General features: G+C 71.1%; 11 protein-coding genes. 3 read left to right on the plus strand and 8 right to left on the minus strand.

Annotated elements, in window-relative coordinates:
- Positions 1–3: 3 nt before the first annotated feature.
- On the minus strand, positions 4–876 hold the full coding sequence (locus ACWGKJ_RS12515) for an acyl-CoA thioesterase (RefSeq protein ID WP_385019142.1): 873 nt from the start codon (positions 874–876) through the stop codon (positions 4–6).
- Positions 877–910: 34 nt separating this feature from the next.
- On the minus strand, positions 911–3,493 hold the full coding sequence (locus tag ACWGKJ_RS12520; protein ID WP_385019140.1) for a DEAD/DEAH box helicase: 2,583 nt from the start codon (positions 3,491–3,493) through the stop codon (positions 911–913).
- A 72-nt stretch (positions 3,494–3,565) separates the two neighbouring features.
- Between ACWGKJ_RS12520 and ACWGKJ_RS12525 the strand changes: the two genes are divergently transcribed.
- Entirely contained in the window at positions 3,566–4,387 is an 822-nt protein-coding gene (locus ACWGKJ_RS12525; RefSeq protein ID WP_385019138.1) for a metal-dependent hydrolase, read from the plus strand.
- Between the two features lie 112 nt (positions 4,388–4,499).
- Here the strand turns inward: ACWGKJ_RS12525 and ACWGKJ_RS12530 are convergent, their stop codons facing one another.
- The 4 genes from ACWGKJ_RS12530 to ACWGKJ_RS12545 all read right to left on the minus strand — a co-directional run bounded on the left by ACWGKJ_RS12530 (position 4,500) and on the right by ACWGKJ_RS12545 (position 11,875).
- Positions 4,500–6,281: an ABC transporter ATP-binding protein gene (locus ACWGKJ_RS12530; protein ID WP_385019266.1), complete on the minus strand. Its 1,782-nt coding sequence runs from the start codon at positions 6,279–6,281 to the stop codon at positions 4,500–4,502.
- Between the two features lie 11 nt (positions 6,282–6,292).
- The gene (locus ACWGKJ_RS12535) at positions 6,293–8,167 is read right to left on the minus strand and encodes an ABC transporter transmembrane domain-containing protein (RefSeq protein ID WP_385019136.1); all 1,875 of its coding nucleotides are present in this window, start codon (positions 8,165–8,167) and stop codon (positions 6,293–6,295) included.
- A 135-nt stretch (positions 8,168–8,302) separates the two neighbouring features.
- Positions 8,303–11,251 carry an FAD-binding and (Fe-S)-binding domain-containing protein gene (locus tag ACWGKJ_RS12540; protein WP_453315723.1) on the minus strand — a complete coding sequence of 983 codons (2,949 nt, stop codon included), beginning with the start codon at positions 11,249–11,251 and terminating at the stop codon, positions 8,303–8,305.
- A 168-nt stretch (positions 11,252–11,419) separates the two neighbouring features.
- Positions 11,420–11,875, minus strand: coding sequence for a MarR family winged helix-turn-helix transcriptional regulator (locus tag ACWGKJ_RS12545; RefSeq protein ID WP_385019132.1), 456 nt, complete (start codon positions 11,873–11,875; stop codon positions 11,420–11,422).
- 283 nt (positions 11,876–12,158) lie between these two features.
- On the opposite strand from ACWGKJ_RS12545, the gene ACWGKJ_RS12550 reads away from it, so the two are divergent.
- Positions 12,159–13,961: an ABC transporter ATP-binding protein gene (locus ACWGKJ_RS12550; protein WP_385019130.1), complete on the plus strand. Its 1,803-nt coding sequence runs from the start codon at positions 12,159–12,161 to the stop codon at positions 13,959–13,961.
- Positions 13,962–14,319: 358 nt separating this feature from the next.
- On the opposite strand, the gene ACWGKJ_RS12555 is transcribed toward ACWGKJ_RS12550, so the two are convergent.
- Complete coding sequence (locus tag ACWGKJ_RS12555; protein ID WP_385019264.1) at positions 14,320–15,411, minus strand: NAD(P)-binding domain-containing protein; 1,092 nt, start codon at positions 15,409–15,411, stop codon at positions 14,320–14,322.
- Positions 15,412–15,539: 128 nt separating this feature from the next.
- Between ACWGKJ_RS12555 and ACWGKJ_RS12560 the strand changes: the two genes are divergently transcribed.
- Positions 15,540–15,962 (plus strand): secondary thiamine-phosphate synthase enzyme YjbQ, encoded by a 423-nt coding sequence (locus ACWGKJ_RS12560; protein WP_385019128.1) that lies wholly within the window; start codon positions 15,540–15,542, stop codon positions 15,960–15,962.
- 100 nt (positions 15,963–16,062) lie between these two features.
- On the opposite strand, the gene ACWGKJ_RS12565 is transcribed toward ACWGKJ_RS12560, so the two are convergent.
- Positions 16,063–16,587 carry a type 1 periplasmic-binding domain-containing protein gene (locus ACWGKJ_RS12565; RefSeq protein WP_385019126.1) on the minus strand — a complete coding sequence of 175 codons (525 nt, stop codon included), beginning with the start codon at positions 16,585–16,587 and terminating at the stop codon, positions 16,063–16,065.
- Positions 16,588–16,927 lie beyond the last annotated feature (340 nt).

A 16,927-nucleotide genomic window follows, 5' to 3' on the forward strand; every position in this document is an offset into this window, starting at 1 on the left:
GGATCAGGCGCCGAGTCTGCGGAACAGGCCCTCCTGGACGACCGAGACCAGCAGATTCCCCGCACGGTCGAAGATCCGGCCCCGGGCCAGCCCCCGCCCGCCCGTCGCGATGGGCGACTCCTGGTCGTAGAGGAACCACTCGTCCGTACGGAACGGGCGGTGGAACCACATGGCGTGGTCCAGCGACGCCATGTCGAATCCGCGCGGCCCCCACAGCGGCTCGACCGGGATACGGACCGCGTCCAGCAGCGTCATGTCGCTGGCGTACGTGAGGGCACAGGTGTGGATCAGCTGGTCGTCGCCGAGCGGCCCGACCGCCCGCATCCACACCGCGCTGTGCGGATCGGCGCCCTCGATCTCGTCGGGGGTCCAGCGCAGCCGGTCCACATACCGGATCTCGAAGGGCTGTCTGCGGGCCATCCGCTCCAGCGCCTCGGGCAGTTCGCCCAGGTGCTCACGGATCTCGTCGGAGACCGACGGCAGCGTCTCCGGGTCCGGCACCTCCCGGCCCGGCGGCGCCTGGTGCTCGAAGCTGCCCTCCTCGGGCCGGTGGAAGGAGGCCGTCAGATTGAAGATGGTGCGGCCCTGCTGGACGGCGGTCACCCGGCGGGTGGTGAAGGAGCGGCCGTCCCTGACCCGTTCCACCTGGTAGACGATCGGCACCCCCGGCCTGCCCGGCCGCAGGAAGTAGGCGTGCAGCGAGTGGACCGGCCGCTCCCCGTCGGTGGTGCGGCCTGCCGCGACCAGGGCCTGGCCCGCGACCTGTCCGCCGAAGACCCGCTGCAGGGACTCGTGCGGGCTGCGCCCGCGGAAGATGTCGACCTCGATCTGCTCCAGGTCCAGCAGGTCGATCAGTCTCTCGGTGGGGCTGGTCATTCGGTGTCCTTCCAGGTCACGGCGGTTGCCCGGGTCACAGCTGGCCGACGGCGGTGACCCGGACGACCGCACGGCCCTCCTCGTCGGACGCGGCGAGGTCCACCTCCGCGCTGATGCCCCAGTCGTGGTCGCCGTTCGGGTCGGCGAAGATCTGCCGCACCCGCCACACCCCGTGCGGGGCGTTCTCCCCGTCCGTGTCGATGATCAGCAGTTTGGGGCCGCGCGCGTCCGGCCCCGTGCCCAGGTCGTCGTACTCGTCCCAGTAGGCGTCCATCGCCTCGCCCCAGGCGTCCTCGTCCCACCCCGCTTCGCCGTCCAGCTCGCCGAGCGCGGCCACGTTGTCCAGCGCCGCCAGCTCCACCCGGCGGAACATGGCGTTGCGTACGAGGACCCGGAAGGCGCGGGCGTTGGCCGTGACCGGCTTGACCTGGTCGGCGCGCTCGGCCGCCTGCTCCGCGGTCTCCACCTCCGGGTTGGCCAGCTGCTCCCACTCGTCCAGCAGACTGGAGTCCACCTGGCGGACCAGCTCGCCCAGCCAGGCGATGAGGTCCTGGAGGTCCTCGGACTTGAGGTCGTCCGGGATGGTGTGGTCGAGCGCCTTGTACGCGCCCGCCAGGTACCGCAGCACGATGCCCTCGGTGCGGGCGAGTTCGTAGTGCGAGGTGAACTCGGTGAAGGTCATGGCCCGTTCGTACATGTCACGGATGACCGACTTCGGCGACACCGGGTGGTCGCCGACCCACGGATGGCTCGTACGGTAGACGTTGTAGGCGTGCACCAGCAGCTCTTCGAGCGGCTTGGGGTACGTGACCTCCTGGAGCCGCTCCATGCGCTCCTCGTACTCCATCCCCTCGGCCTTCATTTGGCCGATCGCCTCACCGCGGGCCTTGTTCTGCTGGGCGGCGAGGATCTGCCGCGGGTCGTCCAGCGTCGACTCGACCACCGAGACCATGTCCAGGGCGTACGAGGGGGATTCGGCGTCCAGCAGGTCGAAAGCGGCCAGCGCGAACGTGGACAGCGGCTGGTTGAGCGCGAAGTCCTGCTGGAGGTCGACGGTGAGCCGGATGATGCGGCCCTCGGCGTCCGGCGCGTCCAGCTGCTCCACCACACCGCCGTCGAGCAGCGAACGGTAGATCGCGATGGCCCGGCGGATGTGCCGCAGCTGCGCCTTGCGCGGCTCGTGGTTGTCCTCCAGGAGGTGGCGCATCGCCTTGAAAGCGTTGCCCGGCCGGGCGATCACCGAGAGCAGCATGGTGTGGCTGACCCGGAACCGCGAGGTCAGAGGCTCGGGATCGGCTGCGATCAGCTTCTCGAAGGTGGTGTCGCTCCAGGCGACGAAGCCTTCCGGTGCCTTCTTGCGGACCACCTTGCGGCGCTTCTTCGGGTCGTCGCCGGCCTTGGCGAGCGCCTTCTCGTTCTCCACCACGTGCTCGGGGGCCTGCGCGACGACGAAGCCCGCGGTGTCGAACCCGGCCCGCCCCGCGCGGCCCGCGATCTGGTGGAACTCCCGGGCGCGGAGCGTACGGACCCGCGTCCCGTCGTACTTCGTCAGCGCGGTGAACAGCACCGTGCGGATGGGGACGTTGACCCCGACCCCCAGGGTGTCCGTACCGCAGATGACCTTCAACAGGCCCGCCTGCGCCAGCTTCTCGACCAGACGGCGGTACTTGGGGAGCATCCCCGCGTGATGGACGCCGATGCCGTGGCGCACATAACGCGAGAGGTTCTGGCCGAACTTGGTGGTGAAGCGGAAGTTGCCGATAAGGTCGGCGATCCGGTCCTTCTCCTCCCGGCTGCACATATTGATGCTCATCAGCGACTGTGCGCGCTCGACCGCCGCGGCCTGGGTGAAGTGCACGATGTAGACGGGCGACTGCTTGGTCTCAAGCAGCTCGGTCAGCGTCTCGGTGATCGGGGTCCGCCGGTACTCGTACGAGAGCGGGACCGGGCGGGTCGCCGAGCGGACCACCGAGGTGGGCAGGCCGGTGCGCCGGGTCAGGTCCGCCTCGAACCGCGAGACGTCACCGAGGGTCGCGGACATCAGGACGAACTGCGCCTGCGGCAGTTCCAGGAGGGGGATCTGCCAGGCCCAGCCCCGGTCCGGTTCCGCGTAGAAGTGGAACTCGTCCATCACGACCTGGCCGATGTCGGCGTACTTGCCGTCGCGCAGCGCGATCGATGCCAGCACCTCGGCGGTGCAGCAGATCACCGGGGCGTCCGCGTTCACCGACGCGTCGCCGGTGAGCATCCCGACGTTCTCGGTGCCGAAGAGCTTGCACAGGTCGAAGAACTTCTCCGAGACCAGGGCCTTGATCGGCGCGGTGTAGAAAGTGACCTTGTCATGGGCCAGCGCGGCGAAGTGCGCACCCGCCGCGACCAGGCTCTTTCCCGACCCGGTGGGGGTCGAGAGGATCACGTTGGCCCCGGAGACCACCTCGATCAGCGCCTCCTCCTGAGCCGGATAGAGCGTGATGCCCTGACCCTCCGCCCACGACGAGAAAGCCTCGAAGAGAGCGTCGGGGTCGGCGGTCGCGGGGAGCTGATCGATAAGGGTCACGCCTCCATCTTGCCTGCCTTCTCGCCGCGAGGGGGAACCGGCTGTCCTCGCGAAGATCATGAGCGATACGCTTCCTTCTCGGACAGCGCTCAACTGGGCTTCAGCACAACGGAAAACGGGGCGGGACGAACCATGATGGGACCGGCGCACTCGCTGTCAGGGGCGGCTGCCTGGCTGGGGGTGGGGGCGGCGGCGACGGCGTACGGCCATCCGATGCCGTGGCCGGTCCTCGTGGTCGGAGCGCTGATCAGCGCCGGGGCGGCGCTGGCTCCCGACCTCGATCACAAGGCCGCGACGATATCCAACGCGTTCGGGCCGCTGTCCCTCGGGCTGTGCGCGCTGGTGGACGTGGTGGCGGGTGTCGTCTACAAGGTCACGAGGGGCAAGGGTGACCCCCGCAAGGGCGGCGGTCACCGCACCCTTACGCACACCGGGGTGTGGGCGGTCCTGCTCGGTGCCGGAGCCTCCGCCCTGGCGGTCTACGGCGGCCGCTGGGCGGTCCTCGGCATTCTCTTCGTCCATATGGTGCTCGCCATCGAGGGCCTGCTGTGGCGTGCCGCGCGCCCGGCCAGCAGCACGGTCCTGGTCTGGCTGCTGGCCGCTGCCAGCGCCTGGATCCTCGCCGGGATCCTGGACGAGCCGGGCAACGGTTCCGACTGGTTCTTCACCGATCCCGGCCAGCACTTCCTGTGGCTGGGCGAGCCCCAGCAGTACATGTGGCTGGGTCTGCCGATCGTCCTGGGCGCCCTGATCCACGACATCGGCGACGCCATCACGGTCTCGGGCTGCCCGATCTTCTGGCCGATACCGCTCGGCCGCAAGCACTGGCGCCATGTGGGACCGCCCAAGTTCATGCGGTTCCGGGCGGGCAGCTGGGTGGAGCTCAAGGTGCTGATGCCGGTCTTCATGCTGGCGGGCGGGGTGAGCTGCGCGTTCGCGCTCGGCGTCATCTGAGGCGGTACGCGGGCCGGGCCGTCCGCGGAGGTGCGGCGGCGGGCGGGTCCGGCAGCCCGGGGCCGAAGACCTGCGGGCCGGAGCCGCCCCCGGAGGCCCCGGCCCGCCGCGCTCATCCGTGCCAGGAGCGCCACAGCGCCGCGTACGCGCCGTCCGCCGCGACCAGCTCGTCGTGGCTGCCCAGCTCGCTGATGCGGCCCTCCTCGACCACCGCGATCACATCCGCGTCGTGCGCGGTGTGCAGCCGGTGCGCGATCGCCACCACCGTCCGCCCGTCCAGCACCCGGGCCAGCGAACGCTCCAGATGACGGGCCGCCCGAGGGTCGAGCAGTGAGGTCGCCTCGTCCAGGACCAGCGTGTGCGGATCGGCGAGCACCAGCCGGGCCAGCGCGATCTGCTGGGCCTGCGCCGGGGTGAGGGCCAGACCGCCCGAGCCGACCCCGGTGTCCAGCCCCGCCTCAAGCCCCGCGGCCCAGTCGTCCGCGTCGACCGCGCCGAGTGCCGCCCACAGCTCCGCGTCGTCGGCGCCCGCCCTGGCCAGCAGCAGATTGTCGCGCAGCGAGCCCACGAAGACATGGTGCTCCTGGTTGACCAGCGCGACGTGTTCCCGTACCCGCTCGGCGGGCATCCGGGACAGCTCGGCGCCGCCCAGCGTGACCTCACCGGTGCGCGGCGCGTAGATCCCCGCCAGCAGCCGGCCCAGCGTCGACTTCCCCGCGCCGGACGGCCCGACCAGCGCCATCCGGGTGCCGGGTGCCACATCGAGCGTCACCCGGTGCAGTACGTCGACGCCCTCCCGGTAGCCGAAGCGCACCGCGTCGGCGCGTACCGTACGCCCGTCCGGCCCGATCTCCTCGTCGCCGGCATCGGGCTCGATCTCGCGCACTCCGACGAGCCGGGCCAACGACACCTGGGCGACCTGGAGTTCGTCGTACCAGCGCAGGATCAGCCCGACCGGATCGACCATCATCTGGGCCAGCAGCGCCCCCGTGGTGAGCTGTCCGACGCTGAGCCAGCCCTGGAGCACGAAGAACCCGCCGAGCAGCAGCACCGCGCCGAGGATGGTCACATAGGTGACGTTGATGACCGGGAAGAGGACCGACCGCAGCCACAGTGTGTAGCGTTCCCAGGCGGTCCACTCCTTGATGCGCCGGTCCGAGAGCGACACCCGGCGGCCCCCCAGGCGGTGCGCCTCGATGGTCCGCCCGGCGTCGACGGTCTCCGCGAGCATCGCCGCGACCGCCGCGTATCCGGCGGCCTCCGAACGGTAGGCCGAAGGCGCCCGCTTGAAGTACCAGCGGCATCCGGTGACCAGCACGGGCAGTGCGACCAGGACCGAGAGCGCGAGCGGTGGCGCGGTCACGGTCAGCGCGCCGATCAGCAGCCCCGCCCACACCACGCCGATCGCCAGTTGCGGCACCGCCTCGCGCATGGCGTTCGCCAGCCGGTCGATGTCGGTGGTGATACGCGAGAGCAGATCGCCGGTACCGGCCCGCTCCAGAACGCCCGGCGGCAGCGCCACCGACCGCACCAGGTAGTCCTCGCGCAGATCGGCGAGCATCTCCTCGCCGAGCATCGCACCGCGTAGCTCCATCAGCCGTACGAAGTACGTCTGGACGGCCAGCGCGACCGCGAACACCACGGCCACACGCACCAGATGGAGGTCACGGCCGCCGCCCGAGAGGTCCTCGACGAGCCCGCCCAGGAGGTAGGGGCCGACCAGTGAGGCGATCACCGCGACGGCGTTGGCCGCGATGAGCAGGGTGAAAGCCCGCCTGTGACGGCCCATCAGTTCGCGGACGTATGTCCGTACCGTCGTGGGCGTACCCACCGGAAGTGTGGTCGCCGTCTCCGGCGCCGCCGGGTCGTACGCCGGGGGCGCGACGCCGATCATGCCGACTCCTCTCATGCCGACTCCTCGATGTCTGCGAAAGCCTGTGGGGCACCGGAGGTGTCCGGTGCCTTGTCCGCCGTTCCGGCGCGGGACGGCCGGTCAGCACCGTCCGCCTCGTCGCCGGGGCCGCGGGTGACGACCGCGCGGTACCGCGGGTCGCCGTGGAGCAGCTCACGGTGCGGGCCGGTGGCGGCGACCGCGCCCCCGTGTACGAAGACCACCCGGTCCGCGTGGTCGAGCAGCAGCGGGGACGAGGCGAACACCACCGTCGTACGCCCCGCGCGCAGCTCCTTCACCCCCTGGGCGACCCGCGCCTCGGTGTGCGAGTCGACGGCCGACGTCGGCTCGTCGAGCACCAGCACCTCCGGATCGGTCACCAGCGACCGCGCCAGCGCCAGCCGCTGCCGCTGTCCGCCGGAGAGCGACCGCCCGCGTTCGGTGATCCTCGTCCGCAGCGGATCGCCGCCCGGCTCGACAGCGGCCTGGGCCAGCGCCTGAAGCACATCCGCGCACTGCGCGGCCGTCAGCGCGTCCGCCGCCGCCACCCGGCCGGACGATGGCACGTCGAGCAGCTCGCTCAGGGTGCCGGACAGCAGCACCGGATCCTTGTCCTGGACCACGACGGCCGTACGTGAGGCGTCCAGCGGCAGATCGTCGAGCGCGACCCCGCCGAGCAGGACCGAGGGGAGCTTCCCCGCGTCCTCGCTGGTGGCGTGCCCGCCGAGCCGCTCGGCCAGGGCGCCCGCGGCGTCCGGGTCGCCGCACACCACAGCCGTCAACTGTCCGGCCGAGGCGAGGAGTCCGGTCACCGGATCGTAGAGATCACCGCCTGGCGCGGGTGCGCACCGCGCCGCGCCGTCGGCGGGGCGGTCGTCCGTCACACCGGACACGGTGCGCTCAAGCGCCAGTACGCGCGCCGCGCGTTTCGCCGACGGCCGGGAGAACGAGTAGGCCATGGCGATCTCCTGGAAGTTCCGCAGCGGGAAGAGCAGCAGGGTCACGGCGCTGTACACGGTGACGAGCTGACCGACCTCGATGCGTCCGTCGGCGGCCAGCCGGGCGCCGTAACAGACCACACCGATCAGCAGCAGTCCCGGCAGCAGCACCTGGATCCCGGAGATCAGCGACCACATGCGGGCGCTGCGTACGGCGGCCCTGCGCACCTCCTGCGAGGCGGCCCGGTAGCGGGTGAGGAAGAGCTCCTCGCCCCCGATGCCGCGCAGCACCCGCAGCCCGGCGACCGTGTCGGCCGCCAGCTCGGTCGCCCGGCCCGCCTTCTCCCGCTGCACATCGGCGCGCGCGGTGGCTCTGGACAGCAACGGCAGGACGGCCAGCGCCAGTACCGGCATGGCGAGTGCCACCACGATTCCCAGCGACGGCAGATAGACCACCAGAGCGGCACAGATGACGACCAGTACCGTCGCGGCGGCGAGGAAGCGCGAGAGCGCCTCGACGAACCAGCCGATCTTCTCCACGTCCCCGGTGGACACCGCGACGACCTCACCCGCCGCGACCCGCCGGGTCAGCGCCGAGCCCAGCTCGGAGGTCTTCCTCGCGAGCAGCTGCTGGACCCGGGCGGCCGCGGTGATCCAGTTGGTGACCGCGGTCCGGTGCTGCATCGTGTCGCCCACCGCGATCACCGCGCCGAGCAGCAGGATCAGCCCGCCGGAGAGGGCCAGCCGGCTGCCGGAACGGTCCACCACCGCCTGGACGGCGAAGCCGACCGCCAGCGGCAGTCCGGCGATCCCGCACTGGTGCAGCAGCCCCCAGGCGAGGGAGCGGCACTGGCCGCCGAGCTGGTTGCGCCCGAGCCAGTAGAGGAAACGGGGGCCTGACCGTACGTCGGGATCGCCTGGGTCCGGATAGGGAAGGTCGTGAATCTGCATGGGGTCCCAGAAGTCGAAGAGGGGCTCAAACCGTGCAAGGTTCGCGCTCCACCACGCTTCGGGGCAATCGATTTTCCGGCCCGGGGCCCCGGACGCGACGCGATCGTACCGGCCGCGCAGGGCCGCCCCGCCGGATCAGCCGCGCCGGGCGGTGCCGGGCTCCGGGCGCGTCGCCCGCTCCAGTTCGAGCAGCACGGAGTGGTAACTCCGCCCCGTCGCCCGGTCCATGCCGACCTCGCACATCCGGTTCGCCGAGAGGTACGCGTCGAACTCCCTGGCATTGACCTCGGCCGCCTCCGGCGCCGTCGCGGCCGCCGTGAGCTCCTTGTGCAGCATCCCGCGGTCCCCGGCGAAGGCGCAGCAGCCGAGGCTGTCCGGAACGACGACCTCATCGGCGCACGCCTCGGCGACCGCCCGCAACTGTGCCTCGTCGCCGAGGTGCTGCATCGAGCAGGTGGGGTGGAGCACCGCGGAACCCGCCCTGCGGAGCACGGTGAGACGGGGGAGCAGCTCGTCCGCCGCCCAGACGACGGAGTCGGTGATCGTCAGCGCGCTGTGCAGCTCACGGTTGTCGTCGGTGAGGTAGGGGACCACCTCGTGGGCGATGCCCAGGGTGCACGACGAAGCGTCCACGATCAGCGGGTACTTGCCGCCACCGGTCCAGCCCCAGGCGGCCTCCACGATGCGGTTGGCCATCACCGCGTTGCCCTCGTCGTACCCCTTGGAGTGCCAGATCGTCGCGCAGCAGGTCCCGGCGACGTCGTCCGGGATCCACACCGGCTGCCCGGCCCGCTCGGCGAGCGCCACCACGGCCTCGGGGAGCGACGGCCCCCGGAACCCGGCCGGTTCACCGAAGATCCGGTTGACGCAGGCCGGGTAGTAGACCGCGGCCGAGCCCCTGCGGGAGGTGCGCGGCAGCCTTCGGGCGGCCGCCCCGGGGATCTCCGGCAGCCACTCCGGGACCAGATCGGGACGTACCGCCTTGCGGGCGAGGCCGGTGACGGATTCGAGGAGCCGGTCGGAGATCCGGTCGGCCGCGCCGACCGCGAGCCGCGCCGCCGCCTCGACCGTCCGGAAGTTCTGTGCCGTCAGTGCGGCCACCCGCTCCTCGCGCGGGGTGTGCCGCCGGTGCCGGAAGTCCTTCATCATCGCCCCGGTGTCGATCCCCACCGGGCAGGCGAGCTTGCAGGTGGAGTCGCCCGCGCAGGTGTCCACCGCGTCATATCCGTACGCGTCGAGCAGGCTGTCCTCGACCGGGGCGCCGGGGGACTGGCGCATCATCTCGCGGCGCAGCACGATCCGCTGGCGCGGTGTCGTCGTCAGATCGTGGCTGGGGCAGGTGGGCTCGCAGAAGCCGCATTCGATACAGGGATCGGCGATCAGCTCCACCCTGGGGATGGTCTTGAGCCCGCGCAGATGGGCCTCCGGGTCACGGTCCAGTACGACGCGCGGGGCGAGCACCCCGTCGGGGTCGATGATCTGCTTGATCCGCCACATCAACTCCGTTGCCCGCGGGCCCCATTCGAGCTCCAGGAAGGGCGCGATGTTCCGCCCGGTGGCGTGCTCGGCCTTGAGCGAACCGTCGAAGCGCTCGACCGTCAGCCGGCAGAACTCGTCCATGAAGGCCGCGTAACGGGCGACGTCCCCGGGCAGCCCCGCGTCGAAGGCGAGCAGGAAGTGCAGATTGCCGTGGGCCGCGTGACCGGCCACGGCGGCGTCGAAACCGTGCCGGGTCTGGAGTGCGAGCAGCTCCGTGCAGGCGTCGGCGAGCTTCGACGGCGGTACGGCGAAGTCCTCGGTGATCAGTGTCGTACCGGACGGGCGGGCACCGCCGACCGCGGTGACGAACGCCTTGCGCGCCTTCCAGTACCCGGCGATGACCTCCGGGTCGCGGGTGAACGCGTTGGTCACGGACGCGACGGGCACCACCAGATCCAGCCCGGCGACGGCCTCGGCCGCCACCCGCTCGTACGCCTCCCTGCCCGCGTCGTCCGGCGCCCGGAACTCGACCAGCAGCGCCGTCGTCTCCTTGGGCAGCTCCGCCCAGTCGCCCGGGACCCCCGCCACACTGACCGAGGCGCGCAGCGTATTGCCGTCCATCAGCTCCACGGCCCGCGCCCCGGCCTCGTTGAAGACCGGCACCGCCGCGGCCGCCGCGCGCAGGCTCGGGAAGAAGAGCAGGGCCGTGGAGAGCTTCCGGTCCAGCGGCAGGGTGTCGAAGACGACCTCGGAGATGAAGCCGAAGGTGCCCTCGGAACCGACCATCAGCCCGCGCAGGATCTCGACGGGAGTGGCGCCGTCCAGGAAGGCGTCCAGACGGTAGCCGTTGGTGTTCTTGATCTCGTACTTGGCCCGGATCCGGGCGGTCAGCTCCGGGTCCGCCTCGATCTCGGCCTTCACCGCGAGGAGCCCCGCGCACAGCTCGGGCTCGGCGGCGGCGAGGGCGTCGTCGGCGGCCGGACCGGCCGTGTCGACCACGGTGCCGCCCGGCAGTACGAAGGTCAGTGAGGCGAGCGTGCGGTAGGAGTTGCGGGTGGTGCCCGCCGTCATCCCGGACGCGTTGTTGGCGACGACACCGCCGAGGGTGCAGGCGATGGCGCTGGCCGGGTCGGGGCCCAGGACGCGGCCGTGCCGGGCGAGCGTCGCGTTGGCGCGCACGATGGTGGTGCCCGGACCGATGCGGGCGCGTGCGCCGTCGTCCAGGACCTCGATGCCGGACCAGTGGCGGCGGACGTCGACCAGGATGTCCTCGCCCTGGGCCTGCCCGTTCAGCGAGGTGCCCGCCGCCCGGAAGACGACCTGACGGCCGTGGTCCCTCGCGTACGCGAGCACGGCGGACACATCACCGATGTCCTCGGCGACCACCACGACCTGGGGGACGAAGCGGTAGGGGCTGGCGTCGGACGCGTACCGCACGAGGTCGGAGACCTTCGACAGCACCTTCTCCTCGCCCAGCAGCGCGGTCAGCTCCCCGCGCAGCGGCTCGGGGGTCCCGGACGACCGGGCGTCCGGGACACGGTCGGGCGCCGGCGCCCGCTCCGTACGCGGACGGAGTGCACCGGGCTTCGGGTCGAGCAGCGGCATGGGGGGAGCCTCCTGGGCTGGGGCGCTGTACGGGTGGGGTGTACGGGGTTCGGGGGGTTGTACGGAGGGCGGTCGTTCGGAAGACCGGGTGTACGGGGATCGGGTGCACGGCGACGGCGGTGAACGGAGACGCGGTCCCCGGCGTGGCCCGGCGAGTGCGGGCTGCCGTCAGGGGCGGTTCCCGCCCGCCCCGTCCATCAGGGTGGCAAGCAGATCGCCGAGGGCCTCGCGCTCATCGGCGGCGAGGGGCGCGAGGATCTCCTCCGCGGCCCGGCGGCGGGCGTCGCGCAGCGCACGCAGGGTGGCCCGGCCGCTCTCGGTCAGCTCGATCCGTACCACCCGGCGGTTGCTCGGATCAGGCACCCTGCGGACGTCACCGCTCTCCTCCAGGGCGTCGACGAGGCTGGTCACGGCACGCGGCACCACTTCGAGCCGCTGGGCCAGGTCGGCCATGCGCGGCGGCTCGGCGCAGTGCGCGACCGTACGCAGCAGACGGGACTGCGCGGGGGTGACGCCGACCGGCCCCAGATGCTGCTTGTGGATCCGGTGGAGCCTGCGCGTCAGCCGCAGGAGCTGCTCGGCCAGCAGGCCGTCGGCGTCGGGGGCGCCCGGGGGTGAGGACATGGGCGAACAGTAACAGGACCATGTGCATTGTGAGTATAGGTAACAGTGCATTATGCTCGACGGGCCGCCCCGGTGCGTCCGGGGCTGTTCCGTTCTCACGCCATGCCATCCCCTCCCACGCCATCTCACGCCATGTGCGGTGACCGCGGCGGATCCGGCACCGCGGCGGCGCCGTCCCGCGCCGCCTGCCGGACCCCAGCCGGATTCTCTGCTGGAATCACCGCCGCACCACCCGGGCCCGCACCACCCCGGACCACTGCCGAGCCACCCGCCGAAGGAGCCCATGAAACCCGAACGCCCCGATGGGACGCCCCCGCCCCCAGCGGCCGGGCAGCCGCCCGCCGAAGTGCGGCGCATCGTCCGGCTCTTCCGCCCCTACCGCGTGCGCCTTGCGCTCGTGGGGCTGCTGGTCTGCGCCTCGTCGCTGGTCTCGGTCGCCTCGCCGTTCATGCTGCGCGCGATCCTCGACACCGCGATCCCGCAGGGCCGTACCGGCCTGCTGAGCCTGCTCGCCCTGGGCATGATCGCCACCGCGGTCGTGAACAGCGTCTTCGGAGTGCTCCAGACCCTGATCTCGACCACGGTCGGACAGCGCGTCATGCACGATCTGCGCACCGCCGTCTACGCCCAGCTCCAGCGGATGCCGCTCGCCTTCTTCACCCGGACACGCACCGGTGAGGTCCAGTCCCGCATCGCCAACGACATCGGCGGTATGCAGGCGACGGTCACCTCCACCGCGACCTCCCTGGTCTCCAACCTCACGGCCGTCATCGCCACCGTCGTCGCCATGGTCGCGCTCGACTGGCGGCTGACGGTCGTGTCGCTCCTGCTGCTCCCTGTCTTCGTCTGGATCAGCCGCCGGGTCGGCCGTGAGCGCAAGAGGATCACCACCGAGCGGCAGAAGCAGATGGCGGTGATGGCCGCCACCGTCACCGAGTCGCTCTCCGTCAGCGGCATCCTGCTCGGGCGCACCATGGGACGCTCCGACTCGCTCACCCGCGGATTCGCCACGGAGTCCGAACGGCTCGTCGACCTCGAAGTGCGCTCCAGCATGGCCGGGCGGTGGCGGATGTCGACCATCGGCATCGTGATGGCCGCCATGCCGGCCGTCATCTACTGGGCCGCGGGTCTCGCCCTCCACGAAGGCGGGCCGCAGGTCTCCATCGGTACGCTCGTCGCCTTCGTCTCGCTCCAGCAGGGCCTGTTCCGCCCTGCGGTCAGCCTGCTGTCGACCGGGGTGGACATGCAGACATCGATCGCCCTCTTCCAGCGGATCTTCGAGTATCTGGACCTGCCGGTGGACATCACGGAACCCGAGAGCCCGGTACGGCTGGACGCGGTCCGGGGCGAAGTCCGCTTCCGCCAGGTCGACTTCGGTTACGACGAGAAGAGCGGCCCCACCCTGGAGGCGATCGACATCGCGGTGCCCGCGGGCGGCAGCCTCGCCGTCGTCGGCCCCACCGGCTCGGGCAAGTCCACCCTCAGCTATCTGGTGCCCCGGCTCTACGACGTGACCGGCGGCCAGGTCACGCTCGACGGGGTCGACGTACGCGAACTTGACTTCGCCACGCTGGCGCGGGCGGTGGGCGTCGTCTCCCAGGAGACCTACCTCTTCCATGCGTCGGTCGCCGACAACCTGCGCTTCGCCAGACCCGACGCCACCGACGCCCAGCTGGAGGAGGCGGCCAGGGCCGCCCAGATCCATGAGCACATCGTCTCGCTGCCCGACGGATACGGGACGCTGGTCGGTGAACGCGGATACCGCTTCTCGGGAGGCGAGAAGCAGCGCCTGGCCCTGGCCCGTACGATCCTGCGGGACCCGCCGGTCCTGATCCTGGACGAGGCCACCAGCGCTCTGGACACCCGTACCGAACATGCCGTGCAGCAGGCCATCGACGGCCTGTCGGCGGGCCGTACCACCATCACCATCGCGCACCGGCTCTCCACGGTCAGGGACGCCGACCAGATCGTGGTGCTGGACAGGGGCCGGGTCGCCGAACGCGGTACGCACGACGAACTGCTCGCCCTGGACGGCCGGTACGCGGCGCTGGTCCGCAGGGACGGCGAACTGGCCCCGACCGTCTGACACCCCGCGGCGGGCACGTGGTGACACGACAGCGCCGCCGCTCCCGTGGGACGGGAAGCGACGGCGCCGGTCGGAACGGGGTGTCAGACGAGCCAACCCACGAAGTGGACGATGCCGACAAGCAGGTCGGTGAGGAAGTTCATGGTGGTGCGTTCTCCTTGTGCGTGTTCATCTTGTGCGTGGTTCATGGGACTGCGCAGTCGCGGTCTGCAGCCCGTCGCTTGCGCACAGTAAGCATGTCGCTCCGCACGGTGGCCGGGCAAGCCAATCCCGTACGATCACACGTTCCAGCGAACATCCGCGCCCCTGTTCGCGTGTTCGTCAACTTCGTGTGCCGTCAACCTGGCGCCGCGCTCCGTCAGGCGGCAGGCGCGCCGATGACGGGCAGGGGGGCTCCGGAGCCGTCGAGGAGCCGCCGGATGTCACGGACCGCCGAGCGCCCGGCGCGGTTGGCGCCGATGGTGGAGGCCGAAGGGCCGTAGCCGGTCAGATGGATCCGCTCGTCGCGGACCGCACGGGTGGAGTCGAGCCGTATGCCGCCGCCCGGCTCACGGAGCCTCAGCGGCGCCAGATGGTCGATGGCCGCACGGAACCCGGTGGCCCAGAGGATGCTGTCCGCGGCCACGGTGCGGCCGTCGTCCCAGGCGACCCCTTCCGGGGTGATCCGGTCGAACATGGGCAGCCGGTTCAGAACACCCCGGTCCCTTGCGGCCCGGACCGCGTCGTTCACCGGGAGGCCCGTCACCGATACGACACTCTGTGGAGGCAGTCCCCGCCGTACGCGCTCCTCGACCAGGGCGACGGCCCGCCGGCCCTGCTCCTCGTCGAACGGACCCTCCCTGAACACCGGCGGGCGCCGCGTCACCCAGGTCGTACCGGAGGCGACACCGGCGATCTCCATCAGATGCTGGGTGCCGGAGGCCCCGCCGCCGACGACCACCACGTGCTGCCCGGCGAACTCCTGGGGGCCGCGGTACCCCGAGGTGTGCAACTGCCTTCCGCGGAAGGTCTCCTGGCCCGGGTAGCGCGGCCAGAACGGCCGGTCCCAGGTGCCGGTGGCGCTGATCACCGCACGCGCGGTCCAGACACCCTCCGAAGTCTCGACGCGCAGCCGCCCGCCGTCGCCCTCGCGCACCGCGGTGACGTCGACGGGCCGGCGCACCCGGAGCCCGAAGGCCTCCTCGTACGCCGTGAAGTACTCGCCCACCACCTCGGACGACGGCCGGTCCCCGTCGGCGCCGGTCAGCTCCATACCGGGCAGCGCGTGCATCCCGTGGACCTTGCCGTAGGTGAGCGTGGGCCAGCGGAACTGCCAGGCACCACCCGCGTGCGGCGCATGGTCCAGTACGACGAAATCCCGGCCGGGAACCAGCCCGGCACGCCGCAGATGGTAGGCGCCGGACAGGCCCGCCTGCCCGGCGCCGATGACCACCACGTCCACCGCGCGCACATCAAAGTCGTTCACGTTTCATCCAACAGTGCGGGCCTACGGGATCTTCCCGCGCGGCCGGAGCGCCTTCCGGGCCGCGCACGGGGCCCGGAAGGCACTCCGGCCGCGCACGCGGGAGGATGGGAGCCATGTCAGACACCTTCACCACACGCACCGTCCACATCGGGACAGGCGGCCGTGAGACCGTCACCGACCTGACGGGGGAGTGCGAGGACTTCCTCCGCGAGGCGGCGGCGGGCCGCGACGGCCTGCTCAACGTCTTCGTGCCGCATGCGACGGCCGGTATCGCGATCATGGAGACCGGCGCGGGCAGCGACGACGACCTCATCTCGTCCCTGCACGAACTGCTGCCCGCCGACGACCGCTGGCAGCACCGGCACGGCAGCCCCGGCCACGGCAGGGACCACGTGGTACCGGCCCTGGTGCCACCGCACGCGACCCTTCCGGTGATCGGGGGGCGGCTGGAGCTGGGGACCTGGCAGTCGGTGTGCCTGGTGGACACCAACAGGGACAATCCCGACCGCCATGTGCGGCTGTCGTTCCTCGGGTAGCTCCGGGGGAGTCACGACCGTCGTGCTGTGCGAATTGCTCGCCTGCGCGACCTGTGATCCCTGACAGGGCAAGTCAGCTCGTGGTTGGGGCAGGGAGAGGTCAGTTGTGGACGGCAGCCGTCACGGCTGACGCAATGGCCGCGCGCGTGATTCCAGTGTTCGTGAGATTGGCGCTGCCCGAGCCTTGCGCGTGGGTGCTGGCCAGCAGGAAGCGCGTTTTCGGATAGCGCTTGGCATCGCGGGTGGCTGCCCCGTCGGGCGCGGTGCCCACGGTCACGACGACGGTGCACTGTCGGGAGACCAGGGAAGCGAGGTACGGGGCGGCATTGGCGGTGTTCTGAGGCCCCGTCACGGCGAGGTAGGACACTTTGGCCCTGGTTCGTGCGGATGCGTCCTGCATCCCTTTCCATACTGGGGTCACCGCGGAGTCGGCCAGGCCGTTGGCCGGGGTCAGTAGACATGCCTGCTGCTGGCTGTAGGCGCGGGCGCGGGTCGGCGGGTTCTTGTGTGCGCCGCCTCCACCCGTCAGCAGTGTCACCGCTGCGGCAGTAGCCGCGATCACCGCTGCACCGCTGGACAACAGCACGCGCTGCCGTGTCCCGAACATCGCCTCTGTCACGTTCACAAGCGCACTGTACGTGCCGTATCTCCCGTCCTCGCGGCCGGCCTTGGGTGTCCGGCACGAAGCGCATACCGGGCTTGTCCCCTCTGACCAGCGAATATCGTCGCGTGGCGCGGGTGTCACCGTGCCCGGCTCGTCCGGCATCAAGTAACTCACTGGAAAAAATCCGGACAAGTCTGAAAAGGATCATTGCGGCAAAGTGCTCAACTGCGGTCATGTATTGGTCATGTAAGGATCAAGAACCTCTATGGCGTCTGTTCTTTAGGTCTTCCATACACACAAGATCAGCACGCTTCCTTTTCCTTCTGTCCGCTGGAGTCTCCGCCGTGCGTGCCTGCCCCTA

The organism is Streptomyces sp. NPDC054757, assembly GCF_053612185.1.

What these genes read in the sequence shown, in the direction of transcription:
- ACWGKJ_RS12515 (WP_385019142.1), bottom strand. Translation starts at nt 876, where the DNA reads ATGACCAGCCCCACCGAGAGACTGATCGACCTGCTGGACCTGGAGCAG.
- ACWGKJ_RS12520 (WP_385019140.1), bottom strand. Translation starts at nt 3,493, where the DNA reads ATGATCTTCGCGAGGACAGCCGGTTCCCCCTCGCGGCGAGAAGGCAGG.
- ACWGKJ_RS12525 (WP_385019138.1), top strand. Translation starts at nt 3,566, where the DNA reads ATGATGGGACCGGCGCACTCGCTGTCAGGGGCGGCTGCCTGGCTGGGG.
- ACWGKJ_RS12530 (WP_385019266.1), bottom strand. Translation starts at nt 6,281, where the DNA reads ATGATCGGCGTCGCGCCCCCGGCGTACGACCCGGCGGCGCCGGAGACG.
- ACWGKJ_RS12535 (WP_385019136.1), bottom strand. Translation starts at nt 8,167, where the DNA reads ATGCAGATTCACGACCTTCCCTATCCGGACCCAGGCGATCCCGACGTA.
- ACWGKJ_RS12540 (WP_453315723.1), bottom strand. Translation starts at nt 11,251, where the DNA reads ATGCCGCTGCTCGACCCGAAGCCCGGTGCACTCCGTCCGCGTACGGAG.
- ACWGKJ_RS12545 (WP_385019132.1), bottom strand. Translation starts at nt 11,875, where the DNA reads ATGTCCTCACCCCCGGGCGCCCCCGACGCCGACGGCCTGCTGGCCGAG.
- ACWGKJ_RS12550 (WP_385019130.1), top strand. Translation starts at nt 12,159, where the DNA reads ATGAAACCCGAACGCCCCGATGGGACGCCCCCGCCCCCAGCGGCCGGG.
- ACWGKJ_RS12560 (WP_385019128.1), top strand. Translation starts at nt 15,540, where the DNA reads ATGTCAGACACCTTCACCACACGCACCGTCCACATCGGGACAGGCGGC.